The 23,515-nt window shown below is 66.3% G+C and carries 28 protein-coding genes; 11 read left to right on the top strand and 17 right to left on the bottom strand.

Features of this window, described 5'->3' with window-relative positions:
- Positions 1-7: 7 nt before the first annotated feature.
- Complete coding sequence (locus tag AB0L70_RS05260) at positions 8-565, bottom strand: DinB family protein (protein WP_363680227.1); 558 nt, start codon at positions 563-565, stop codon at positions 8-10.
- A 54-nt stretch (positions 566-619) separates the two neighbouring features.
- Here AB0L70_RS05260 and AB0L70_RS05265 point away from each other — a divergent pair, with 54 nt between their 5' ends.
- The 5 genes from AB0L70_RS05265 to AB0L70_RS05285 all read left to right on the top strand — a co-directional run bounded on the left by AB0L70_RS05265 (position 620) and on the right by AB0L70_RS05285 (position 3,966).
- Complete coding sequence (locus tag AB0L70_RS05265; RefSeq protein ID WP_363680228.1) at positions 620-1,576, top strand: WYL domain-containing protein; 957 nt, start codon at positions 620-622, stop codon at positions 1,574-1,576.
- Complete coding sequence (locus AB0L70_RS05270; RefSeq protein WP_363680230.1) at positions 1,573-1,878, top strand: DUF1905 domain-containing protein; 306 nt, start codon at positions 1,573-1,575, stop codon at positions 1,876-1,878. The genes AB0L70_RS05265 and AB0L70_RS05270 overlap by 4 nt, the downstream gene beginning before the upstream one ends.
- Positions 1,879-1,936: 58 nt before the next feature.
- Positions 1,937-2,491, top strand: coding sequence for an isochorismatase family protein (locus AB0L70_RS05275; protein WP_363680232.1), 555 nt, complete (start codon positions 1,937-1,939; stop codon positions 2,489-2,491).
- 21 nt (positions 2,492-2,512) lie between these two features.
- A complete protein-coding gene (locus AB0L70_RS05280; RefSeq protein WP_363680234.1) occupies positions 2,513-3,388 on the top strand; it encodes a metallophosphoesterase in 876 nt (291 codons plus the stop codon).
- Between the two features lie 68 nt (positions 3,389-3,456).
- Positions 3,457-3,966 (top strand): cysteine dioxygenase family protein, encoded by a 510-nt coding sequence (locus AB0L70_RS05285; protein WP_363680236.1) that lies wholly within the window; start codon positions 3,457-3,459, stop codon positions 3,964-3,966.
- 42 nt (positions 3,967-4,008) lie between these two features.
- On the opposite strand, the gene AB0L70_RS05290 is transcribed toward AB0L70_RS05285, so the two are convergent.
- Entirely contained in the window at positions 4,009-4,848 is an 840-nt protein-coding gene (locus tag AB0L70_RS05290) for an aldo/keto reductase (RefSeq protein ID WP_363680238.1), read from the bottom strand.
- A 170-nt stretch (positions 4,849-5,018) separates the two neighbouring features.
- On the opposite strand from AB0L70_RS05290, the gene AB0L70_RS05295 reads away from it, so the two are divergent.
- The 3 genes from AB0L70_RS05295 to AB0L70_RS05305 all read left to right on the top strand — a co-directional run bounded on the left by AB0L70_RS05295 (position 5,019) and on the right by AB0L70_RS05305 (position 7,062).
- Positions 5,019-5,291, top strand: coding sequence for a hypothetical protein (locus AB0L70_RS05295; protein ID WP_363680240.1), 273 nt, complete (start codon positions 5,019-5,021; stop codon positions 5,289-5,291).
- Positions 5,292-5,359: 68 nt separating this feature from the next.
- On the top strand, positions 5,360-6,124 hold the full coding sequence (locus AB0L70_RS05300; protein WP_363680242.1) for a methyltransferase domain-containing protein: 765 nt from the start codon (positions 5,360-5,362) through the stop codon (positions 6,122-6,124).
- Positions 6,125-6,513: 389 nt separating this feature from the next.
- Positions 6,514-7,062: a hypothetical protein gene (locus AB0L70_RS05305; RefSeq protein ID WP_363680244.1), complete on the top strand. Its 549-nt coding sequence runs from the start codon at positions 6,514-6,516 to the stop codon at positions 7,060-7,062.
- A 148-nt stretch (positions 7,063-7,210) separates the two neighbouring features.
- Here AB0L70_RS05305 and AB0L70_RS05310 read toward each other — a convergent pair whose 3' ends face one another.
- The 3 genes from AB0L70_RS05310 to AB0L70_RS05320 all read right to left on the bottom strand — a co-directional run bounded on the left by AB0L70_RS05310 (position 7,211) and on the right by AB0L70_RS05320 (position 9,238).
- Complete coding sequence (locus tag AB0L70_RS05310; RefSeq protein WP_363680246.1) at positions 7,211-8,017, bottom strand: alpha/beta fold hydrolase; 807 nt, start codon at positions 8,015-8,017, stop codon at positions 7,211-7,213.
- Positions 8,018-8,022: 5 nt separating this feature from the next.
- Entirely contained in the window at positions 8,023-8,562 is a 540-nt protein-coding gene (locus AB0L70_RS05315) for a DoxX family protein (protein ID WP_363680248.1), read from the bottom strand.
- Positions 8,563-8,644: 82 nt separating this feature from the next.
- Positions 8,645-9,238, bottom strand: a complete 594-nt coding sequence (locus tag AB0L70_RS05320) for a PadR family transcriptional regulator (protein WP_363680250.1) — start codon at positions 9,236-9,238, stop codon at positions 8,645-8,647.
- A gap of 324 nt (positions 9,239-9,562) precedes the next feature.
- Here AB0L70_RS05320 and metG point away from each other — a divergent pair, with 324 nt between their 5' ends.
- Positions 9,563-11,065, top strand: a complete 1,503-nt coding sequence (metG, locus tag AB0L70_RS05325) for a methionine--tRNA ligase (protein WP_363680252.1) — start codon at positions 9,563-9,565, stop codon at positions 11,063-11,065.
- Between the two features lie 127 nt (positions 11,066-11,192).
- Here the strand turns inward: metG and AB0L70_RS05330 are convergent, their stop codons facing one another.
- The 4 genes from AB0L70_RS05330 to AB0L70_RS05345 form a co-directional block, all read right to left on the bottom strand.
- Positions 11,193-11,654 carry a GNAT family N-acetyltransferase gene (locus AB0L70_RS05330; protein ID WP_363680254.1) on the bottom strand — a complete coding sequence of 154 codons (462 nt, stop codon included), beginning with the start codon at positions 11,652-11,654 and terminating at the stop codon, positions 11,193-11,195.
- A 29-nt stretch (positions 11,655-11,683) separates the two neighbouring features.
- A complete protein-coding gene (locus AB0L70_RS05335; protein ID WP_363680256.1) occupies positions 11,684-12,673 on the bottom strand; it encodes a helix-turn-helix domain-containing protein in 990 nt (329 codons plus the stop codon).
- 131 nt (positions 12,674-12,804) lie between these two features.
- A complete protein-coding gene (locus AB0L70_RS05340) occupies positions 12,805-13,488 on the bottom strand; it encodes an HAD-IA family hydrolase (RefSeq protein ID WP_363680258.1) in 684 nt (227 codons plus the stop codon).
- 15 nt (positions 13,489-13,503) lie between these two features.
- Positions 13,504-14,286 (bottom strand): helix-turn-helix transcriptional regulator, encoded by a 783-nt coding sequence (locus AB0L70_RS05345; protein ID WP_363680260.1) that lies wholly within the window; start codon positions 14,284-14,286, stop codon positions 13,504-13,506.
- 54 nt (positions 14,287-14,340) lie between these two features.
- Between AB0L70_RS05345 and AB0L70_RS05350 the strand changes: the two genes are divergently transcribed.
- Both AB0L70_RS05350 and AB0L70_RS05355 read left to right on the top strand, forming a co-directional pair.
- Positions 14,341-15,312 (top strand): zinc-binding dehydrogenase, encoded by a 972-nt coding sequence (locus tag AB0L70_RS05350; RefSeq protein ID WP_363680262.1) that lies wholly within the window; start codon positions 14,341-14,343, stop codon positions 15,310-15,312.
- A 71-nt stretch (positions 15,313-15,383) separates the two neighbouring features.
- Positions 15,384-16,094, top strand: a complete 711-nt coding sequence (locus AB0L70_RS05355) for a VOC family protein (RefSeq protein WP_363680264.1) — start codon at positions 15,384-15,386, stop codon at positions 16,092-16,094.
- 127 nt (positions 16,095-16,221) lie between these two features.
- On the opposite strand, the gene AB0L70_RS05360 is transcribed toward AB0L70_RS05355, so the two are convergent.
- The 8 genes from AB0L70_RS05360 to AB0L70_RS05395 form a co-directional block, all read right to left on the bottom strand.
- Positions 16,222-16,650 (bottom strand): NUDIX domain-containing protein, encoded by a 429-nt coding sequence (locus tag AB0L70_RS05360; protein WP_363680266.1) that lies wholly within the window; start codon positions 16,648-16,650, stop codon positions 16,222-16,224.
- Between the two features lie 17 nt (positions 16,651-16,667).
- Positions 16,668-17,639 (bottom strand): endonuclease/exonuclease/phosphatase family protein, encoded by a 972-nt coding sequence (locus tag AB0L70_RS05365; RefSeq protein WP_363680268.1) that lies wholly within the window; start codon positions 17,637-17,639, stop codon positions 16,668-16,670.
- 74 nt (positions 17,640-17,713) lie between these two features.
- Positions 17,714-18,058 (bottom strand): VOC family protein, encoded by a 345-nt coding sequence (locus AB0L70_RS05370; protein ID WP_363680270.1) that lies wholly within the window; start codon positions 18,056-18,058, stop codon positions 17,714-17,716.
- Positions 18,059-18,146: 88 nt separating this feature from the next.
- Entirely contained in the window at positions 18,147-20,507 is a 2,361-nt protein-coding gene (locus tag AB0L70_RS05375) for an excinuclease ABC subunit UvrA (protein WP_363680272.1), read from the bottom strand.
- 21 nt (positions 20,508-20,528) lie between these two features.
- Positions 20,529-20,939 (bottom strand): VOC family protein, encoded by a 411-nt coding sequence (locus tag AB0L70_RS05380; protein ID WP_363680274.1) that lies wholly within the window; start codon positions 20,937-20,939, stop codon positions 20,529-20,531.
- Between the two features lie 9 nt (positions 20,940-20,948).
- Positions 20,949-21,389 carry an AraC family transcriptional regulator gene (locus AB0L70_RS05385; RefSeq protein ID WP_363680276.1) on the bottom strand — a complete coding sequence of 147 codons (441 nt, stop codon included), beginning with the start codon at positions 21,387-21,389 and terminating at the stop codon, positions 20,949-20,951.
- A 43-nt stretch (positions 21,390-21,432) separates the two neighbouring features.
- Positions 21,433-21,882 (bottom strand): DinB family protein, encoded by a 450-nt coding sequence (locus AB0L70_RS05390; protein ID WP_363680277.1) that lies wholly within the window; start codon positions 21,880-21,882, stop codon positions 21,433-21,435.
- A 14-nt stretch (positions 21,883-21,896) separates the two neighbouring features.
- Complete coding sequence (locus AB0L70_RS05395) at positions 21,897-23,468, bottom strand: hypothetical protein (RefSeq protein WP_363680279.1); 1,572 nt, start codon at positions 23,466-23,468, stop codon at positions 21,897-21,899.
- Positions 23,469-23,515: the final 47 nt, after the last annotated feature.

Here is a 23,515-nt window from a genome sequence, read left to right on the forward strand (position 1 = left end):
GTGGTTCCTATGGTGCTGTGACTTCCTTCGGTGCGTCCTCGCCGACGAGGCCGTCGATGGATTCGCGGATGAGGTCGGCGTGGCCCGTATGCCGTGCGTACTCCTCGATCATGTCGGCCAGGAGCCGGCGCAGGTTGGGGGAGGTCCCGTCGGGCCAGACGAGTTTGCCGGTGAGGTCGAGGCCACCGTCCTGCAACGCTTCGGCCACCGAGGCACGGGATTGGGCGACGGCGTCGCGCCAGAGCTTGAGGAGTTCGTCGGGGGAGTCGTACGCGGCGGTGCGCCACTCCCAGTCGGGATCGGAGTCCCAGTCGACCTTGTTCCACGGTGCGCCCGGGTCGCGGCCGAGCAGCCGGTGCGAGAACATGTCGGCCTCGACCAGCGCGAGGTGCTTGACCAGACCGCCGAGCGTCATGGTCGACGGGCCGAGCTTGGCATTCATCCCGGCTGCGTCGAGTCCGCCGACCTTCCACGCGAAGGTCCGGCGATTGCGTTCGAGCACACCTAGCAGCGTCTCGATCTCGTCGCCTGCCGCCGGTAGCTCCATCACGGTGTTGTAGTCCATGTCCGGGACGCTACCCTCGGTTCCGGACGGTCCCCTTCCGGAATGGTGAGGCCTGTGGCGCACGATGTGAGTCCGACCGCGCGGACGTTGATGGTGCTGGAGCTGATCCAGAACAGCCCCGGCATCACCGCCGACCAACTCGGCGACAAACTCGGGGTCTCCGAACGGGCGGCCCGCCGGTACGTCGCGATCCTCCGCGAGGCCGACATCCCGATCGAGTCGGTGCGCGGTCCGTACGGCGGTTACCGGGTCGGTCGCGGGTTGCGATTGGCGCCACTCATGTTCAGTCCGACCGAGGCGCTCGGCCTGGTGATGGCGGTGCTCGAGGGACCACGCGGCGCCGACGACCCGGTCGACATCGCGCTCGGGAAGATCATCCGGGTCCTGCCGGAGTCGATCGCCCGTGCGACTGACGCCGTACGACGGGTGAGTGCACGCGGGCCGGATCCCGGTGCGCGGACCCCGGATCCGGAGATCACTGCCGCGTTGGTGTCTTTGAGCGGAGCCTGTCGGCGGGTGACCATTCATTACCGCCGGCACTACGGCGAGGAATGGCCCATGGACGTCGACCCGTGGGCGGTCGTCGTACGCCGTGGGCGGTGGTATCTGCTCTGCTGGTCGCACGGAAAGAATTCGCAACGCGTGCTCCGGGTGGACAAGGTCACCAAGGTCGAAGCGCAGGACACCGAATTCACCCCACCCGCGGACCTGGATCCACTGGCCGTCGTCGAGGAGCATCTCGCGATGGGCTGGAAATACCCCATCGAGGTCATCATCGACGCACCCCGCGAGGAGGTAGCCCACTGGATCCGCCGCAGCATGGGCCGCCTCGAGGTGGTCGACGACACCCACACCCGCCTCCTGGCCAGCACCGACGAGCCCTACTGGTACGCCAGCCAGTTGACCGCCCTCCCGTGGCCCTACAAAATCCTTGGATCCCCAGAACTGAAAACCGCCGCCCAGAACATCGCACAGCGTCTACTCGAAGCCAGCGGGAGCACGGACGAATGAACGAGATCGAGTTTGCCGGCGAGATTTGGTATTGGCGGGGGCCGGCGCCTTGGTATTTCATTACGGTGCCGGATGAGGAGAGCGCCTATTTCGAGGCGGAATCCAATTTCGTCACGTATGGGTGGGGGATGATTCCGGTGCAGGCCGAGATCGGGGGCAGTGTGTGGGACACCTCGATGTTTCCGAAGGACGGGCGGTACATCCTGCCGGTGAAGGCTGCCGTGCGGCGGGCCGAGGATCTTGACGACGGCGACGTACCGACGGTGCGGTTGCGGCTGCGGAGCTGGCAGGCCTCCGTCTGAAACTGTCGGCGGGGTTGGCTAGCGTTCGTCGTACACCCCAGGAAAGGGAGGGAACGGCATGTCCACGCTGGCAGATCGGCCGAACACGGCTCTGATGGTGATCGACGTCCAGAACGGCGTCGTCGAGGGCGCACACGAGCGTGATCAGGTGGTCGCGAACATCAGCACCCTGGTCAGCAAGGCCCGCGCCGGTGGGGTGCCGGTCGTGTGGGTGCAGCACTCGAGCGACAACCTCGTGAAGCACAGCCACGAGTGGCAGTTCGTCCCCGAGCTCAAGCGGGACGAGTCCGAGCAGCTCGTCCACAAGACGTTCGCCGACTCGTTCGAGGACACCAACCTCGAGGACGTCCTCGCCGCGGCCGGCATCGGTCGCGTGATTGTCAGCGGCGCGCAGACCGACGAGTGCATCCGCTCCACCATCCACGGCGCGATGGTCCGCGGGTACGACGTGACCCTGGTCGGCGACGCGCACACCACCGAGGACCTGTCCGAGTGGGGCGCTCCGACCCCGGACAAGGTGATCGCCCACACCAATATCTACTGGGAGAACCACCGAGCCCCCGGCCGCACCGCCGCGGTCCAATCAACGGCCGAGGTCAGCTTCACGGACTGACCGATAGGTACTCTGCGGCATGTGACCCATCGCGTTCTGCATCTCTCCGACACTCACATCAGCCGGACAGGCCCGGACGAGGATGGCGCCGACGGTCCCCGCGCGCTGCAGGGGCTGTTGCACGACGTACGCCGAGTGCCGGAGCTGGACCTGGTTGTCGTCAGCGGGGACATCGCGGACGACGGCTCGAAGGAGGGCTGCGACGCGGTCCGTTCGGCTGTTGGGGCGTTCGCCGCCGAGCGTGGCATCCCGCACGTGTACTGCACGGGGAACCACGATCGCCGGGAGGGCTTCGCCGCCGCGCTCGGCTCCGGTCATCTCGGTCCGGACGGCGCATCCATCGGCCGTCCTGCTGAGGTCGACGGGGTGATCGCAGCGGTGAGCGAGGTCGACGGCCTCCGGGTGATCACGCTGGACAGCCTTGTCCCCGGCAAGACGCACGGTGTGCTCGGCCGGGACCAGTTGGACTGGCTCGCTGCGGAGCTGGAGACACCGGCGCCGGCGGGGTCAATCGTCGTACTGCATCATCCGCCGATCTTCGTCGACGCGATCCCATACCAGCAGGCCGTGGTCCTGCAGGAACCTGAGGAACTCGGCCGGGTGCTGGCCGGGACCGACGTACAGGCGGTGCTGTGTGGGCACATGCATCACCAGCTCACCGGTCGGCTCGGTAACACGCCCGTATGGGTGACGCCTGGCGTGGTCACCCGCATCGACCTCACCGCACCGACCGCCCTCGTCCGCGGAGTCGTCGGCGCCGGCGCGACGATCGTGGACCTCGGCGGGCGGTTCGGCCCGGTATTCCACACTGTGCACGCTCGCGACCCGCGTGCTGGGTCGGAGGTCTACGTCTACGACCCAGCGATCGGCGAGCACGTCGCCGAGGACACGTATTAAGTCTGTCTATGAGTTCGCGGCTGATTTGGCATTAGACGTTATGGATTGTTCGGGCGCACGCTCGAAGCATGACAACCACAACGACCTCCACCAGTGAACTCACCGACCTGATCGCAGGCGTCCGTACGGCGATCGCCCAGCAAGCCGACTGGAGCGGGACGGCCGACCTCGTCGCCGCCGAACTCCGCCGGCACCTGCCCACTCCCGACGTACTGACCGCCGAGCAGCGGCTCGGATCGCCGGACAACTACATCAGTCACCGGCTGCACGTCGAGCCCGACGGCTCGTTCTCGATCATCGCCCTCGTCTGGCAGCCCGGCCAGAAGACCCGAATCCACGACCACGTGACGTGGTGCGTCTTCGGCGTGATCCAGGGCGTCGAGCACGAGGACTTGTACGACGCCGACCTCCGGCTGGTCGGCCAGAGCGACAACGCGGTCGGTGATGTCAGCGGATTCGCCCCGCCCGGCGACATTCACCGCGTCAACAACACCTCGGACACGACGGCGATCTCGATTCACATCTATGGCACCGACGTGACCCGCATCGGGTCGAGCGCGCGCCGGTACTACGACTGACGCCGGGCGGCGACCGTCGTGGTCGCCACCCGGCTGCCGGTATCAGTCGGTCACGCTGTCGAGGACGGTCCTTTCCTCGGGGGAGAGGCGAATCGATCCGGCCTCGAGGTTCTCCTCCAGGTGAAGCTGGCTCGACGTACCCGGGATGGCGAGGACGTGATCGCCGCGGGACAGCGTCCAGGCGAGCCGGATCTGCGCCGGCGTGGCACCATGCCGATCCGCGATCTCCTGAATCACGTCGTTGATCGAAACGCCGCCCGTTTCCCGAGACTCCGCGGTGAGCGCGAAGTAGGGAACGAACGCGATGCCCTGCTCACCGCAGGTCTGCAGGATCCCGTCGTTCACCCGTCCGTAGCCGACGCCGTACCTGTTCTGCACGGCAACAACCGGAGCGATTTCCTGCGCCTGTGCGAGCTGTTCGGCCCGGATGCTCGCCAGTCCGAGGTGCCGAATCATTCCCTTGGCCTGCAGTTCCGCCAGGACCCCGAAGTGTTCGGCGACCGAGGGCAGACCGGCCTGACGCAGATAAACCAGGTCGAGTGTCTCCAGGCCGAGCGCCTGCAGATCGGCCTCGACCAGCGCTCGCAACTCGTCCGGCCGGCACATCCCGGCCTTCGTCGGCCCGACCTTGGTGGCGATCACCAGGTCATCGCCGTACGGCGCCAACGCCTCACGGATCGCGTCCTTCGCCCAGCCGAGCGGCTCGAACTCTCCCGCAGGGCTGCCGGGCGGTGCGTAGCTCGGGTAGAAGTCGGCCGTGTCGAGGTGGTTCACGCCGAGCTCGATCGCCCGGCGCAGGAGCTCGACCGCATGCTCCCGTACGCCGGGCCTGTCGCCGGCGTTGCCCGCCAGCCGCTTCGTCCCGAACCCGATCCGCTGCACCCTGCGGTCGCCGAGTTGCCAGAATTCGGTCGGCTTGCGCTCGAGAATTTCATCTGATAAGTTAATTGGTAGAGTGACATTCTTTTGTGAATTCTGCATTCGGCCAGGATAAGACTCTCGGAGTATTAAGTCCAGCATTTCGTGCAGATTGTTTGCGTTACTCTCTCCCGGTGGATCTCAGTCAGCGCCAGCGAGACCTCCTCTTCGAGTGGCTCCCCGATGCCGAGGTCGTGACCGACCGCAGCTGGGGTCAGGTCGGGACGACCGTCCTCGAGGTCATGGCCGGCGGTTCGCGGTACATCGCCAAGGCCGGCAACGCTCAGGACCACCACCTGGCACGTGAGTTGCTGCTCCTGACGCGATTCATGCCGGGGGAGTTGGTGCAGGGGAGCGCCCACGAACGACTCCCGGAGACGTATCGGCAGGCCGGTGGCATCGCATGATCGCGGCAGCCCTGGCATCGGGTGAAACTCCGTTGTGACGGCGCAGCTGTGCTGCCATGGTCGCCTGCATGACCAATGAACTTCTCCGTGAAGCGCTGACCCTGGATCGGTATCCGCGCTCCAATACCTACGACCCACAATGGATCGTCGACAATCTGATGGGTCCACACCCGCTGTGGTCCACCGAAGCGCTCATGCAGGTGATGACGCTGGAGCCTGGGACGCGGGTGCTCGACCTCGGCTGCGGTACGGCGCTGACGTCGATCTTCCTGGCCCGCGAGTACGACGTCGACGTCTGGGCGACCGATCTCTGGGTCGACCCGACCGAGAACTGGGAGCGCATCAAGGAAGCCGGCGTCGCCGACCGGGTCAGCCCGATCCAGGCCGACGCCCACAAACTCCCGTACTCACACGGTTTCTTCGATGCGATCGTCAGCATCGGCGCCTACAACTATTTCGGTACCAGCGCCGACTACCTCGCCAGGTGTGTCGATCTCCTGAAACCGAGTGGCGTGCTGGGAGTCGTCGTACCGGGCATCCAACAGGCCCCCAACTTCACGCCACCCGCGTACTTGGCCGAACGCTGGGGACCCGATCTGTGCACCTGGCTCCCGCCCGACTGGTGGCGAAACAACTGGGAACGCACCGGCCTAGTCACCGTACAAACCGCCGACATGATCCCGAACGGTTGGCAAGACTGGCTCCTGTGGCTGAAAACCTGCGCCAAAGTAGACCGCGGCTACACCCCAGACGAACAAATGCTCGAAGCCGACCAAGGCAATCATTTAGGACTAACCCGGCTAGTAGCCCACAAACAAACCCACCTATTGTAATTCAAATACACCCGGGGGAGCGCGCAAGATGGTCAAGAAGTCATCATTCGAGGTCAACCGCGGTTTCCCAGGAGCGGCCACAAGCGAAGCTCCCGACAAATACAGCTAGCCCATCGACTCGCGCGATCCGGACTCGCTGTTACTCGCGCTGTTCGACGCGCTGGCGTCTCGGCACTAGCAGCTAGTGGGCGTCCCAGGCTCACACGCAACGTCCAGCGACCCCATCCTCACCACCTGGTGCAACTACCTGAGGGAGAGGCTCCTGAGCGAGGACATCCCCACTAGTTGACATAATGTTGATTATCGGCGCACAAGCAACGGGAGTGGAAGTAGATGCAACTACTCCCTCCTGTTGACGTTGAGCGCGCTCCTGCAGGTCAGGCTCCACATTGCGATCGACGACACGCCGGGCCGGCATCCCGCAGCATTCGCGAACCAGCCCGAAGCTGCCCAAGTCCGCGCAGGACGCAGCCGTCGAGCGCGTGGTCCACACCGACGAGCTCACCGCGCGTGACCGGGCTGCGGCCATCTTGGTCATCGTCTTCGGCCAGCACATCGAAGATGTCATCCAGCTGACCTGGGACGACGTCACCGTCACCGACGACGTCGGCATCGTCCGGCTGGGGAAGACCGAGTTCGCACTCCCCTCCCCCTTGGACGAGCCCATGCGTCAGCTCGCCGCGGCGCCCGGGAACGACCTCACCGCCTCCCACCCCAACAGCAACTGGGTCTTCCGCGGCTACTCCCCCGGGAGCCAACATCCACGGCGCGAGCCTCCGAAGCAGACTCAAGGTCATCTTCAGCACCCGTGCTGCCCGGCTTGGATCACTGCACGAGCTGACCAAGCTCGGGCCGGTGCCGATCATCGCCGACGCGCTGGGCTACCACCCGTCGACAATCGAGCGCCACGCCATTGGTTCGGCGAGCACCTACGCTGAATACATCTCTGCCGCACGCGACCTACGGAGGACGTCGTGAGCCAGCCTCCCGAGATGACGAGGTACCTCACCGACCTGGCGGGAGTTGCACTACCTGCGTGGCCGGCTCAAGGACGTCTTCAGCGTCGCGACCTGATCAGTCGACGGGTTACTGCTTGAAGAACGTCTTCAGTACCCGGGCCATGAGTTCGGGGGCGACGACGTGTCCCTGCCCGTCGAGCGTGTGTCGTTCGGTCTGGGGGGTGGCAGCGACTATCGCTTTCGCGGCGCGGTCGAAGAAGTCGGTCGGGAGGCCCGCCATCTGGGGCTCGGTGATCGGACCCTCGGTGATCACCAGGACCGACTGAGTGATGCGGGCAAGACGGTTCGTGGGGATCTTGTAGTCATTGAGGACCACGGCGTCCTTGACGAGCGTGTGGGCGAGCGCGACGGACGAGGCCCAGATCGGGTGTTGTTTGCCAGCCGCGATGTCCGCGTCGGGTCCGCCGGTAAGCCTCATGAACAGTTCCAGGAGCTCCTCGTCCCGGCCGGCTTTGTATGCCTCGTGGGTGTCCGCGAGGTACTGGTTGAACCTCGGCCGCAGGTCGTCCCCGATCGCGTACGGCACATCCCACACCGCGATCTTGTCGATCGCCGAACCTGCCGCTGCTGCCTCCAGCGCGAGGGCGCCGCCAGATGAGGCGCCGTACAGGTGAACTGAGCCGCCGGCTGTCGCAATCAGCGCGTCGAGGTCGTCCACCTCCCGTGCCACGGCGTACGGCGGTGTATTGCCGCTGGCGCCCCGGCCGCGTCGTGCGTAATTGTAGACCGTGAAATGGTTGGCAAGGAGCCGGGCCAGCGGCGCGTTCTCAGCGCCGTCGTCCAGGGTGCCGCCGACGAGGATCACCGCCGGGCCAGTGCCTTTCCGGTCGTAGGCGATCCTCGTACCGTCGGCGGACGTCACACGAAGTGTCATCTCGTTCACTGCTTCTCTCCATTTCTCGATGCGTGGTCGTCACCGTCGGAGCAGGTCGACCAGGATTGAGTTACGTGGGCTGCGCCCTCCGTCACTTGCACTTCGGGCCGGGTTCCGTCGTCGAGACCTCCCCCGACTCTCAGCCTTGGGCGACCTGACCGGCTCGACACGACTCGACACGGCTCGACGGCGTACGGCCCGAACCTGGCCCACGCCACCGACGCCGCCAGAGCGCCGAAGATGATCGTCTGCACGATCGACGCGTACTCACCGATCACCAAGTTGGCGATCGTCGCGCCGATCATCGTGACGACCAGGCCGGACGCGGCGAGAGGCGTCAGGATCGGCATGATCCGGGTCGCGGCCGGCAGGATCAGGCCAAGTGCGCCGAGTATTTCGGCCACCCCGGCGATCCGCATGAGTACGACGGGTACACCCTCGGCCAGCGCTGCCACGTCGGCTTCCGGCGGGAACACCTTCATCGCGCCGGTTCCCAGGAAGCCCAGGGCCAACAAGCCCGATACAAACCAGACTGCGGTCTTCATGTGGACCTCCACATTGATGAGGCTAGTCAAATTTGATTACTTGGCCAAAGTACACGCGGAGGAAACGACTAGTCAAGTTTGTTTAGAAGCGCTTCTTGAGGTGATCGGGGACCGTTCGCCACGAACCCGGATCATCGGCCATGGTGTAGGCGCCCTCAGACAGTCGTTTGCTCAGGCTCTTCGCCCACTCCAGTTCGGTGCGTGCGTGTCCCGCCCACAGTTCGGCCTGCTCGCGGACGTGCTCGGGGATGTCCCGATTGGGGTGCTCCCGCCACTTGGCCTGCACTACGAGCTCCGCTTCCAGGCGCGCGACCCGTTCGCTAACGTGCGCGATGGCATCTGACCTGGTCAGCATGGGCAACATGGCGATGGACGCGTTGAGCATGTCCGGGTCGTGGGTGCGCCGCAGACCATCGCGGACCAGTTCGACTATCTCGTCACGTCCCCGAGCTGTCGCGCGGTACAGAACGCGCTCCGGCCCGGAGTTGCCCGGCTCGGCGTGTTCGGTGAGGAGGCCATCAGTCGCCGCCTTCTTCAGCGCGTGATAAACCGAGCCGGGCTTGATCTTGGCCCAAGTCTCCGCACCCCAGCTCTGCAGTTCGGACCGCACCTGGTAGCCATGCGCGCCGCCGGAGAGGTGCACGATACCGAGTACCAGGAGCTTCGTCGCCGACATGCGCCCACCTCCGCTCATTCTGCTCGGACTCGCTCCGCGCTGCTCAACAAGTTCAATCGCCTCGGCAGCCAGCGCAAGCGCTGCCTGCGCTCGGTTCACTCACTTGTAGGCTCGAGCATATGAGCTTCCGGGCCGGGGTCAGAAAACGGGTCGGCGGGAGGTGGGTGTGGCGGTAACCTCTGACTCATGTTGACTGCGCAGCGAATGATGGGGCCCTTGGTGGGGCTTGTCGTTGTGCGCTGATTCAGGCAGTCGAGCCCACGGTGGTGGACTCGACTTGATGTGGGGCTCCCTGCCGATCTGACAGGGAAAGGGAACCCACCTGTGAAGCCGTACTACATCACCACCGCGATCCCCTACGTGAACGCGGCGCCGCACCTCGGCCACGCGCTGGAGTTTGTGCAGGCTGACGTGCTCGCTCGCCATCGGAGGCTCCGCGGCCAGCGGGTCCGGTTCCTCTCCGGCACCGACGACCACGCGCTGAAGAACGTTCTCGCCGCTCGGAACGCCGGCGAACCGGTAGCCGACTACGTGAACAGTGCCGCCGACCGCTTCCAGGCACTCCAAGACCTTCTCGAGCTGAGTTTCGACGACTACATCCGAACATCATCCGACCCGCGACATCGCCCCGGCGTCGACTATCTGTGGCAGCGCTGCGCTGATGCGGGCGACTTCTACGAACGCGCCTACACGGGTCTGGACTGCGTTGGTTGCGAGCAGTTCTACGAGCCGGACACATTGGCTGACGGACTCTGTCCGGAGCACGGCACTGAGCCCGAGCAGGTAACTGAGACCAACTGGTTCTTCCGCTTGTCCCGCTACCGCGATCAGATCAGGGACGCGATCACCTCCGGCGCTCTCACGATCAACCCGCCCCAGAAACGCAACGAAGTCCTCGCGCTCCTCGACACGGGCCTGCAGGACTTCAGCGTCTCCCGCCCCGCAGTTCGCGCGGGCGGTTGGGGCATCCCTGTCCCTGGCGACGAGAGTCAGGTGATTTACGTCTGGTGGGACGCGCTCACCAACTACCTCACCGCCCTCGGCGTGGATCGGCCCGGCGCGGAGTACGAGTTCTGGTGGGCCGGCGACGGTGAACGCGTGCACGTGATCGGCAAGGGCATCACACGCTTTCATGCCGTGTACTGGATCGGTCTCCTGCTGTCCGCCGGCCAGCCACTCCCGACCACCATCCATGTCCACGACTACGTCAATGTCGGCGGCGCCAAGCTCTCCAAGAGCACCGGGAACATCGTCGATCCCGTTGCCCTGGTCAACCTTTATGGCACGGACGCCCTGCGCTGGTGGATTACCCGCGAAGTTCCGCTCCTCGGCGACACCGAGTTCACCGCGGCACGCCTGATCCAGGCCTACAACACCGACCTCGCCAATGGAGTCGGAAACCTCGCCAACCGCACCGTGACCTTGTTGCACAAGCACTACGACGGCCGACTGCACCTCGATACTGAACCAGTGGTCGGACCGGCGTGGGACAGCGTCGAGCTGGACGCGGCCTGCGCTGCCCTGCCGTCGAACATCGACGCCGCCCTCAGAACCGCAGACTTCCGCTCGGCGACCGCCCACTTGGTTGCCGCCGTGAATCTCGCCAATCAACCACTGAACGCGGCGGAACCCTGGAAGGCACTCAGGGACCCCGACGGGGACGCTCGCCGCATCCACCGTCTCCTCAGCCGCGTCGCGCAGGCATGCCGCACGATCGCCACGGAGCTCGCGCCGTTCTGCCCGGCTGGGGCCACCCGACTCGCAAGCCAGCTCGACATCGGCGACCGGGTCGCGGCCCCCGAGCCGTCGTTCGTTCGGCTCACGTGAATCGGGTTAGGACGCCTCGAGGGTGAAGGTTAGGACGCCTCGAGTACGAAGAAGATGAAGCTGATGAATCTTGGGGGGTGCTTCAGGTCCTTGAGGGCCGGCGGGAGGATGTCGGGTGTTGCCGGGGTTACATGGTTCGATCGGGTTCGAGCTGGAGGAGCTGATGGGACGGGGTGAAGCCGAGGCGTTCGTAGACGGGCACGGCTTTGCGGCCGGAGTGGACTGTTACCCGGGTTGCTCCGAGGGTAAAGGCATGCTGGGAGGCGGCCTCGACGAGGGCTGAGCCGAGACGGTTGCCGCGGTGGGCGGGAAGGACGAAGACGCTTTGGATGTCGGCCGAGTGGCGATCGGTGTCTCCGGGGCGCGGTGCTCGGGGAACCAGGGCCAGCCACGCCATCCCGACCAGGACGGAATCGGTGCTTGCCGCAACGAAGGCGAAATGTGTGTCGCTGTGGTCGGTCCACCAGGCAGCAAGATCATCCGCGAATGACTCGACGGATTGCTTGGCCTGCTGGTCAGGTGCGGCGTTCAGCCAGAGCAGGCGAGCCAACTGCGTGACATCCGCCTGACCTGCGATCCCAATCTCCATACGCACAGTCTTTCCCAGCCCCACTCCCCCTACGATTCGGCGCGGGCTCGGAACGTACGGCGGTACGCCATCGGCGACGTCTTGATGTGTTTCGCGAAGTGCTGCCGCATCGCCACCGACGTACCGAACCCGCAATGCCTGGAGATCTCCTCGACAGACAAGTCCGTCGTCTCCAACAGCTCCTGCGCATGGTGGACCCGCTGCCGCAACAACCACTGCAGCGGCGTCGTGCCGGTCTGTTCCCGGAATCGCCGGTTCACGGTCCGCGGACTCGTTCCGACGTACGACGCGATGTCTGCCAACGTCACCGGCTCCCCCAGTCGTTGCCGCAGCCACCGCATGACCGGCTCGAACGATCCGTGGTCGTCGCCGGGCTCCGGGTGGGCGATGTACGGCGCCTGTCCCCCGTCCCGCTGTGGCGGCACGACCATGTGCCGGGCCACGTCAGCGGCGACAGCGGATCCGAAGTCCTGACGGATCATGTGCAGGCACATATCGATGCCACTGGCCGCGCCGGCCGAGGTGAGCACGTCGCCGTGGTCGATGTAGAGGACGTCGGTGTCAACAATCACCCGGGGATAAGTGTCGACGAGTAGGTGCGCGCGAGACCAGTGCGTCGCGATCCGGCGGTCGTCCAGCAATCCGGACGCGGCCATCACTCGCGCACCTCCGGAACTGATGGACGCGATCCGGATGCCGCGCCGATGCGCCTCCCGCACGAGGTCGAGCGATTCGGCCGGTGGCTCACGGCCCGTCGGGACGCCGACCACCACGATGGTGTCCGCCTCGAGGGCGTCAGCCAACGGGTACGGCGGCCTACACCGGAACATCTCGACAGCATCGACCCCGCAGATGGCGAGCTCGCGGTCGTCACCACACACTCGTACGTCGTACAGCCGCGGACCGAACAACTCCCCCGGCTCCCGCTCGACCGAGTGCGCCGTACTGAACACCTGCAGCGGCATCGCCAGGTCGAAACTGTGGACGCCTTCGAAGACGAGAACTGCCAGCCGATGCATGACCATAATCTATCGGTAAGAGGCATTCTTGCCACTGTCACTGAGCGTTAACTTCTTCGACGATGAGGGGATGCTGCTCGCCATTCTCCTGACTGCTGGTTTCGTCGGCCTGTTCGCCGCCATGGGCTGGCTCACCGATCAACTCCTCGGTGGCCAAGCCCGACAGTGGGCACAACACGTCGTAAAGAGCGAGGAGGTGAAGCGCCCGTGACAGACACTGCGTGCTTCGCGAAGAGATCGAGCAGTACGTCGTGGCCCTGGGTGAAGTCCCAGTGCTCGGCGGGCAGACCTGCCGTGCGGGCGCCTTCGACGTTGGCGGCGTTGTCGTCGATGAACAGGATCGATTCAGGCGAGGCGCCGATCTGGCGTGCAGCCCGGGTGAAGAAGGCCGGGTCGGGTTTCGCGACGCCGAGCTCGTAGGAGTAGCAGCTGACGTCGAACAGGTCGTCGTACCCGAGGGTCGTGCGCATGTGGTCGCCGCGGTAGCTCTCCTGGTTCGTGCCCAGGTGTACGCCGTATCCGTTCTGTTTGAGGGCTCGCACGATCGCGAGAGACTCCTCGATGACCACGATGTTCTGCCAGACCGCGGCGTACACCTCAGCCACGGGTACGTCGACGCCGTAGCGTCGGAGGGTCGCCTCGAGGACCGGCATGTAGTCGCCCTGGCCGGCGAGCATCGGGAGTTCGTCGCGCCAGGTCTCGTGCAGGAACTCGCGCGCGCGATCGCCGAGATACGGCTCCATGGCCGCGTACCAGCCGCCGGGCAGGTCTTGCAGTACGCCGTCAGCGTCGAACAGCACGTGGCGAACAGTCATGCCGCCGATCCTGCCTCAACTCTGGCCGGCGCGGTGACGGCCGGGTGTCGTGCCGACGAGATTCGTGAAGGCCGCGATGAAGCTGCTGGGGTTCGACCAGCCGCACGCATGTGCGACCCGCGTCGTATCGTGGCCGTCGGCAAGCAAAATCAGCGCGTGGTAAACGCGCAGCTGCGTGCGCCATTCGTAGAACGTCATCCCCAGCTCGTCGTGGAACAACCGGCTCAGCGTCCGTCCACTCGCTCCGACCGCTTGCCCGAGTTCGGCCAGCGACGTGTTGTCGCCTGGATCGTCGTACAGCTTCTGTGCAACGGCTTGCAGTCGATCGTCCCGCGGTTCCGGCAGCTGCAATGGTTGCTCGTGCGCCTCATCGAGCTCGTCGACAAGGACCCGGCACAGGCGAGCCCGCGCGTAGCGATCCAGCTTGCGTACGCCGGCTTCGTAATTGCGTGGCCCGGTGAGCGTCAGTAGAACCTCGCGGGCCAGATCCGAGGCCATGAACACGACCGGATGCGTCGGCAGCAGCCGAGCCACCGACGCCGGCAGGAACTCGATCCGCATGTCGGTCTCGCCATGAGCCCGATGCCGATGCCTGAAGCCGGCCGGGGTCCAAGCAACCCGATTGGCCGGGACGATTGCGGTGCCACGCTCGGTCTGCACCGACAACACTCCCCTGGCCGCATACACCAGATGTCCGCGCGGATGGGCATGCAGCGAACTCACTCCGCCCGACGGCCAGAGATGGACTCCGCCGGCCGGCCAGAGGCGAGACTCGACAGGTTGGCGGGCAATCGGCACAATCTGGCATTCTACCGGTGGCCAGCCGCACCGCGTACTGACGAGACTTCCACCATGAGTACGACGATGCGAGCAGCCGTCTGTGTCAGCGCCGGAGACCCCGAAATGCTGCAGATCCGAGAGCTACCGATCCCAGCGGTCCGAGAAGGCTGGAGCCTGGTGCAGGTGAAGGGGATCGGCCTCAACCGGTCGGAGCTGAGGACCCGGCAGGGGCACTCCCCCAGCGTGAAGTTCCCACGCGTCCTCGGCATCGAATGCGTGGGCATCGTGGCCGCCTCGACCGATCCTCACATCCCGGACGGCGCGACCGTTGCCGCGGTGATGGGCGAGATGGGCCGCGAGTACGACGGTGGCTACGCGGAGTACGTGTTGCTCCCGAACGAGCTCCTCATGCCCATCACCACCACCCTGCCGTGGGACATCCTGGCCGCCCTGCCCGAGACCTACCTGACCGCCCAGGGCTCACTGGGTACGCTCGAACTCGCCGCGAACGACCGCCTGCTCATCCGCGGCGGAACCTCGTCGGTAGGCATGGCCGCGACATCGATCGCGGCCGGCCACGGTGTCGAGACGGCAGCCACAACACGACGTCTCGACAAGACCCACGCGTTGAAGGCCGCCGACCACGTCCTCGTCGACGACGGTACGTCGCTCGCCGCGGACCTGCACGCGATCTGGCCCGAGGGACCGGACTACGTGCTGGATCTGATCGGGACAAGCACCGCGGTCGAGTCCCTGCACCTGGTCCGCCGAGGCGGGACAGTCTGCATGGGCGGCACCCTCAGCGGCTGGCTGATCCCTGACTTCGAACCGATCGCGATGATCCCGTCCGGAACCAAACTCACCGCGTTCCACAGCGACAATCTCAAGGGCAGTACGGCGGTCCTGCAGCGGATCGTCCGCGAGGTCGAGGCCGGCGTCTATCGCCCTGACGTGGACCGGGTCTTCCGCCTGGACGACATCGCGAAGGCCCACCACTACATGGAGAACAACGAGGCCACGGGCAAGGTCGTCGTACTGCCCTAGCCGGGTAATCGCGTTGCGGTGCAGGCCTTGTCGCCCTAGCGTTGCAGCACCCCGATAGATCGGAGCTGCGGATGACTGTTCACCTCTATTCACTGACTTTTGGTGCGCACGAGCCGGGGGCTGTCGCGCAGTTCTGGGCGGGCATGCTGGATCGTCAACTGGCCGACGGGATGGAGCTGCTGCCGAACGACGACACCGGGTTCCGGCTCCGGTTCGTGTCCAGTCAGCTGCCGAAGGATCGCCAGAACCAGGCGCACTTCGATCTCACCAGTGCGACCCTCGAGCAGCAGCAGGCGACGGTGGCGCGAGCGCTCGAGCTCGGCGGTCAGCACCTCGACATCGGTCAGAGTCCGGAAGAGCCCCACGTGGTGATGGGCGACCCCGAGGGCAACGAGTTCTGTGTGATTGAGCCAGGCAACAACTTCCTCGCCGACACCGCCTTCATCGGCGCGGTTTCGTCCGACGGCTCGCAACAGGTCGGGTACTTCTGGAGCAAGGCGCTGGACTGGCCGCTGGTCTGGGACCAGGACGAGGAGACCGCGATCCAGTCGCCGCACGGCGGCTCGAAGATCAGCTGGGGCGGTCCCCCGGTCGCGCCGAAGACCGGACCGAACCGGCTGCACTACGACCTCGCTCCGCCGGCTGACGGCGACCAGCAGGCTGAGGTCGACCGCCTCGTCGGCCTCGGTGCCACGCGCGTCGAAGACACCTCGCACGAGCCCGGTGCGGTGTCGATGCTCGACCCCGACGGCAACGAGTTCTGCGTACTGACGCCGCGCTAGCAACCTGTTTCAGCCTGGCCCGGCGTCGGCGGACACGCCGTACAACATGACGCCGATCAACTCGGTCGTGCTCGTGAAGTAGTCCACGGTCGAATCGGCTCCGACCGTTGCAGCGGTCGGAGCCGGTTCATTTCAGGCCCAGAGCGACGTCGACGATGTCCGCCCGCGGCGACAACGACGGGACCTCCGCAACAGGGATCCACTGCGCGTATTCCGTCGTACCGCCAACCTCCGTCGTGCCCAGCGATCCGCCCGTCACCCTGGCCGCGAAGAAGATCCGGACCGACTTGTACGGGCGCCTGTCCCGCCCCGGAGCCGGATCGGTGAAGGAGTGCACGTTCAGCGGTTCGCCGAGCTCGACCGTATATCCGGTCTCCTCGAACACCTCTCGAACCACGGCGTCCTGCACGGACTCGTCGTACTCGACGCCACCGCCTGGCATCGACCAGCAGGCCACCGCGTTCTCGTTCCCGACGAACCAGGTCAGCAGCACCTGCCCGTCCTCGACAATCAACGCGTACGCCGCCAACCGAGTGTCGTACTCCTTGAAGTGCACCGCCCGACAATACCCAATTACCCGCAGGGGCCGACCGTGGTGATGACGCCTTGATGGTCCGAGGCGGGGACCTTGTAGCGGCCGGCGTCGTCGGAGCACCACGTGGTGAAGATGTGATCGATGCGGACCAGGAGAGCCGACCATCTGCCGATCTGGGACGGCCGGCCCCAGGTGTCGAGCATGGCGTCGGTCAGATGGTTGTCGAGGACCCGATAGTCGCGTCCTCGGTCGGTGGTGTTCAGATCGCCGGCGACCACGACCGGGCGGGTGGCACGCTCCGCACGGGCAGCGATCTGCTCGATCAAGCGGTGGTGACCGGCGACGGTGGTCTGGTAGCCGGCCCCGCTGTCCGATCGGGAGTCGAACGTCGCTCCACCCGACGTCCACCACGGACGCGGCACGTGTGCGGCGATCAGATCGAACTCCCCCGACGGCGCCTCCACCCGCAGCATGAACCCGGGCAAATCGGGCCCCGGCCGCTCGAGCACCGTCAGAGGCCACCGGCTGAAGATCCCGATCGCGGGACCGTTCCAATCACTCACCCGCACCGGATACGACTCGGACAGCCGGGTGGTGAGCGGTTCACCGATCTCGGACACGACGAGTACGTCGGCCTTCAGCGCGAGCAGGTTGTCCGCCCCGTCGAGCTCGCCGGCTCCGATGTTCGCCGCCGCGATCCGTACGGCGCGAGTCGCGTCGACGGTCCCGGTCCCGTGCGGGATCCACGGCACGACGGTCCCCACGATCCCGACCAGCAACGTCGACACGGCGAACACCACCAGCGGCCGGCGCCGCCGTCCGAACAAGCCCACGACCAGGAAGGTCAGGACCGCGAGCACCGGCAGCAGAATCGCCAGTACGTCGGTCACCACACCCAGCCGGTCGCGCACCAAGAACCATGCCCAAGGCAACAACCCGGCCAGCGCGAGCACGCCGTACCGGCGCCTCCACGACAAGCCGGCCCCCACCCGCTCCCCGGTCCCCACCACTTGTCCAGGCTATGTCGGCCGGCAAGCGATGGGTACAGACATCGAGTGAACAAGTGAGGGCCGCGGTCAGCTGGTTACTGAGGGTCCTGCACCAGTCCCAGCACGTTGCCGTCCACGTCAGTGAACGTCGCCACCAGGCGGCCGGCGCTGACGTCGCGCGGCGGCTGCTTGACCGTGCCGCCCGCCTCGGTGACCTCGGCCAGCTTGGCCTCGATGTCGGTCACGTGCCAGTACGCGATCGGCGCGGACATGTCGGAGTTCGGGACCAGGCCGATGTGCTGCCCCTCGGCGTCGTACCCGACGTAGTACGCCGAGTCCGCCGACGGCTCCACACCGAGCAGGGCGGTGTACACCGGCTTGGCCTTCTCCAGGTCCGACACAGGGTGCAGAACCGTCTTGATCCCTTGCGTGGAAGTCATTTCGTCGCTCCAGAACTGCTTGATTGATTGCTGACAACACCCACGCTATTCGTGCGCGAACTCAGGTGCTTCTCGATTCCTGACCGGTTCAGCCGACGTACTCGGACAGATGCTTACCGGTCAGTGTCTTCGGCTTGGCGATCAGCTGCGTCGGGGTGCCTTCGAAGACGACCTTGCCGCCATCGTGGCCGGCGCCGGGGCCGAGGTCGATGATCCAGTCGGCGTGCGCCATCACGGCCTGGTGGTGCTCGATCACGATCACCGACATGCCGCCGTCGACGAGGCGGTCGAGCAGCGCCAGGAGCTGTTCGACGTCGGCCAGGTGGAGGCCGGTGGTCGGCTCGTCGAGGACGTAGATGCCGCCCTTCTCGCCCATCCGGGTCGCGAGCTTGAGCCGCTGCCGCTCGCCGCCGGACAGCGTGGTGAGCGGCTGACCGAGGCTCAGGTAGCCGAGTCCGACATCTGCCAGGCGTTCGAGGACCTTGTGGGCGGCCGGCGTACGCGCGTCTCCGTCGGCGAAGAACTCGACTGCCTCGGCGACCGGCATCGCGAGCACCTCGGCGATGTTCTTCCCACCGAGCGTGTACTCCAGCACGGCCGCCTGGAACCGCTTGCCCTCGCACTCCTCACACGGCGACTCGACGGTCGCCATCACGCCGAGGTCGGTGTAGATCACGCCGGCACCGTTACAGGCCGGGCAGGCGCCCTCGGAGTTCGCGCTGAACAGCGCCGGCTTCACGCCGTTCTCCTTCGCGAACGCCTTCCGGATCGGCTCCAGCAGCCCCGTGTAGGTCGCCGGGTTGCTCCGGCGCGAGCCACGGATGGCGCCCTGGTCGATCGACACCACGCCCTCGCGGCCCTCGATCGACCCACGGATCAGCGAGCTCTTGCCCGATCCCGCCACGCCGGTCACGACGACCAGCACACCGAGGGGTACGTCGACATCCACGTCCTGCAGGTTGTTCGTCGACGCACCGCGGACCTCGAGCACGTCTGTCGCCGAGCGCACCGACGGCTTCACGGTCGCCCTGTCGTCCAGGTGCCGCCCGGTCAGCGTGTCGCTGGTCCGCAGCTTCTCGACCGTGCCTTCGAAGACGACCTCGCCACCACCCGAACCGGCACCCGGACCGAGGTCGATGACGTGGTCCCCGATCGCGATCGTCTCGGGTTTGTGCTCCACGACGAGCACGGTGTTGCCCTTGTCCCGCAGCTGCAGCAGCAGGTCGTTCATCCGCTGGATGTCGTGCGGGTGCAGTCCGATCGTCGGCTCGTCGAAGACGTAGGTCACGTCCGTCAGCGACGACCCGAGGTGGCGGATCATCTTGGTCCGCTGCGCCTCGCCGCCCGACAGCGTGCCCGCCGGCCGCTCGAGCGACAGGTAGCCGAGGCCGATGTCGACGAACGCGTCGAGCGCGTCGCCGAGTGCGTTGATCAGCGGCGCAACCGTCGGCTCCTTGATCCCACGGACCCAGCCGGCCAGGTCGCTGATCTGCATCGAGCACAGGTCGGCGATGTTCTTGCCCTTGATCTTCGACCCGAGCGCGTCCTGGCTGAGCCGGGTCCCGCCGCAGTCGGGGCAGGTCGTGAACGTGATCGCCCGCTCCACGAACGCGCGGATGTGCGGCTGCATCGCCTCGACGTCCTTGGACAGGAACGACTTCTGGATCTGCGGGATCAGCCCGCTGTAGGTCAGGTTGATGCCCTCGACCTTGATCTTGGTCGGCGCCCGGTGGAGCAGGTCGTGCAGTTCCTTCTTGGTGTACTTCTTGATCGGCTTGTCCGGGTTGAAGTAGCCGGCGCCGCGGAAGATCCGCCCGTACCAGCCCTCCATGCTGTAGCCGGGGATCGTCAGCGCGCCCTCGTTCAGCGACTTGTTCTCGTCGTACAGCGCGGTCAGGTCGAAGTCGGTGACCGAGCCCATGCCCTCGCAGCGCGCGCACATCCCGCCGGCGTAGACGGCCTCGCGCACGACCTTGCTCTCGCCGGCGCCCTTCTCGGCCCGCATCGCCCCGGTAGCGATCCGCTTCGGGACGTTGAACGAGTACGCCGTCGGTGGGCCGAGGTGCGGCTTCGCCATCCGGCTGAACAGGATCCGCAGCATCGCGTTCGCGTCCGTGGCGGTGCCGACGGTGGAGCGCGGATTCGAGCCCATCCGCTCCTGGTCGACCAGGATCGCGGTGGTCAGGCCGTCCAGTACGTCGACCTCCGGGCGGGCCAGGCTCGGCATGAACCCCTGGACGAACGCGCTGTACGTCTCGTTGATCAGGCGCTGCGACTCGGCCGCGATCGTGCCGAACACCAGCGAGCTCTTGCCCGAGCCGGACACCCCGGTGAAGACCGTCAGCCGGCGCTTCGGGATCTCGACGCTGACGTCCTTCAGGTTGTTCACCCGGGCGCCGGTGACGCGGATCAGGTCGTGGCTGTCGGCAACATGTTCGGCACTGGTCATGCGGGTGTTCTCCAAGTCGTTTCAGGAGGACTGGTTGATCCGGACGTGGTTGCCGGCCGGGTCGCGGAACGCGCAGTCGCGGATGCCGTACGGCTGGTCGATCGGCTCCTGGATGACCTCGGCGTCGGTGGCCTGGAGCCGCTCGAACAGGCTGTCGAGGTCGTCGGTCTGGAGCACCACGGTCGCGTACGTGCCCTTCGCCATCATCTCGGCGATGGTACGGCGCTCGTCGTCGGTGATCCCGGGGTCGACGGCCGGCGGGGTCAGCACGATCGAGGTGTCCGGCTGCCCGGGCGGTCCGACCGTGATCCAGCGCATGCCCTCGTACCCGACGTCGGTGCGGACCTCGAAGCCGAGGACGTCGCGGTAGAACCGCACGGACGCCTCGGGATCGGTGTGCGGCAGGAAACTGGCGTGAATCTTGATCTCCATGGCGTCAAACTACGTGCCGGACGCCGGAGTTGCTTCTCGATTCCTGATCGGTCGGGTCACCTGTTTCGCGACACACGACGGAATGCCGATGGTCGCGTCGGCCGCGCGGTCCTTGTAGACACTCGGCGGCATCCCGACCAGCTCGGCGAAACGGGTGCTGAAGGTCCCCAGCGACTGGCAGCCGACCGCGAAACAGACATCGGTCACACTCATCCCGCCCCGGCGCAGCAGCATCATCGCGCGCTCGATCCGCCGCGTCATCAGATACCCGTACGGCGACTCTCCGTAAGCGCGCTTGAACTCCCGGCTGAGATGCCCGGACGACATGTGCGCGCCCCGGGCCAGCGCCTCCACGTCCAGCGGCTGCGCGTAGTCCCGATCGATCCGGTCCTTCACCCGCCGGAGGCGCGCCAGATCCGCCAGGCGCTGCTCGTCCGCACTTCCCGTCACCCCTGGAATCGTGCCATGCCCGGTCAAGGAAGTCATTGATGCACTAGCGGCCGGTTGTGCCGTCCACCTGCTCGCGGATGATGTCGGCGTGACCGGCGTGCCGGGCGGTCTCTTCGATGAATCCGATCAGTACCCAGCGCAGGTCGTGGGTCTTGCCGTTCCGGGTGACGGGCGCGTCGGGGTCCCCGATCGCGGCGATGATGTCGTTCGACGCGGCGCAGGCGGCGCGGTAGTCGGCGCGAAGGGTCTTGAGGGAGATGCCAGGGCCTACCTGCATGGAGCGCTTGCCGCGGTGGGCCGTCCCGCCGGCGACGATCTCCTCGAACCAGAGGGACTCGGCGAAGGTGAGGTGCTGGAGCAGGCCGGCGAGATTCGTCCCGGAGTCGACCGTGCTGCGGCGTGCGTCCGCCTCGCTCAGGCCCGCCAGCTTCTTCAGCACAACCGCGCGCAGCCCGTCGAGGGCGGACCGCAACTGCTCCAGCTCGGCAGTCATGCCAGCAATATAGATCAGCGCTTGCCCCAGTTCAGGTAGGCGACGTTGGCCAGCAGCCAGCCGAACCCGATGGCTTGTTGGCCGTCGCGTTCGGGGCTGAACTGGTAGCGGTTGTACAGCGCCAGGCAGTGGTCGTGGACGGATCGGTCCCAGGCGTTTGCTTGCATCCAGCGGGGCGCTTGCTGGGCGACCGTGGCGGTGCCGAGCGCGGTGCCGGCGACGGTGGTGTTGATCGCGGGCAGCCCGTCGGCGTCCGTGGTCGCGACGTGGCGAGTAAATGTCCGCGCGATCCGCGCCATGTCCTGGCCGGTGAAGCCGAGCTTCGCGCGGAACGCCCGTACGGCGAACTCCACGTCGATCGCCCCGTGGCTGATGTCCTCGAACTGCTTCGCCGGTCCCCCGGACGGGGTGAAGATCGAGATGTCGGTCGCGGGATCACCGGTCTTGGCGAAGCCCTCGTAGATCCGGCCGCCGGTCGGCCAGTAGTGCCACAGATAGGCGTCCTCGGCGTCGGCGGACAGTTGGCCGGCGAACATCCGGGCCATCGCGGCGACCTTGCGCCGGTACGTGCGATCTCCGGTGGCGATCGCGAGTTCGACCAGGGTCTGGCCGAGACCGACCGATTGGTTGATCGGCTGCTCGCATCCGTCGTACGCGAGGGGTTGTCCTTTCGGCCAGATCAGGTGGTCGTCGCGGTATTCCCAGTCGTGGACGGCGACCGCTTCACGGCAGGCGTGCAGGTACTCGGCGGCCTTCCTTCGGTACCGGCGTTGCAGTCGTGGTGAGTCGCTGACGAGGCGGACGAAGCTTGCGATCGGGTAGGTGATCATGCCGGTGTGGACGGCGAAGATCACCGGCTTGGTCTTCATCGGGAACTCGCCCGTGACCGGCAGGTCGCCGGCGGCAGGTGTCGTACGGCGATCTGCGGCGGTCAACTGCAGTGGGCCGGGGGCAGCCGCGTAGATCCGGCTCACCGCATAGTCCGGGCCGGCCGGGTCGAGGCTCAGGTCGGTGAGCGTCACGGTGCGGTTGACCTCGGTGTTCACCATCGTGACCGTGAACGCGTCGGGCCGGGAGCCGGTGCTGACGGTCACGGTGGTGTCTTCGGCGTACGGGAGCGCCTGGCGGAGGTCGAGCAGGGCGCGGCCGTTGCTGTCGGCAAGGGTTGTGTAGCCGGTGGTGTACGGATGGTCGGCGCGCCAGGCGGGGAGCGAGAGGCCGCGGTAGTCGGTGACGCCGCGCTCGCTGTCGCGGACGGAGAGGACCTGGTCGACGTTGTCGATCAGCCGGTCGAGGTAGTAGTGGTCGCCGTACTTCTCGTACATCCGGACCAGGCCGAGCAGGACGTAGGACTGGCTCCAGGCCAGCATCCCGGACCGGCCGTCGCGGTTGGTGTTGTCGTTCGGCTGGTCCGGTTGGCCCGGGCTGCCTTGCTGGAACAGGCGATCCCAGTCGTCGAACGTCTTCCGGGCGGTGTAGTCGATGCCGTCGGCGTACGCCGGGAGCGCGGAGAACCCGCCCGCGGCGATCACTCCCGCCGCGGTCACTCGTAGGACGTCGCGACGGGTCGGGCGGATGTCGGGCATGGCGGGCGGCCTCCAGCGGATCGGGGCGGTGGTTGCTGGCTAGACCA

The organism is Kribbella sp. NPDC051952 (assembly GCF_040680855.1).
Lineage (GTDB): Bacteria > Actinomycetota > Actinomycetes > Propionibacteriales > Kribbellaceae > Kribbella.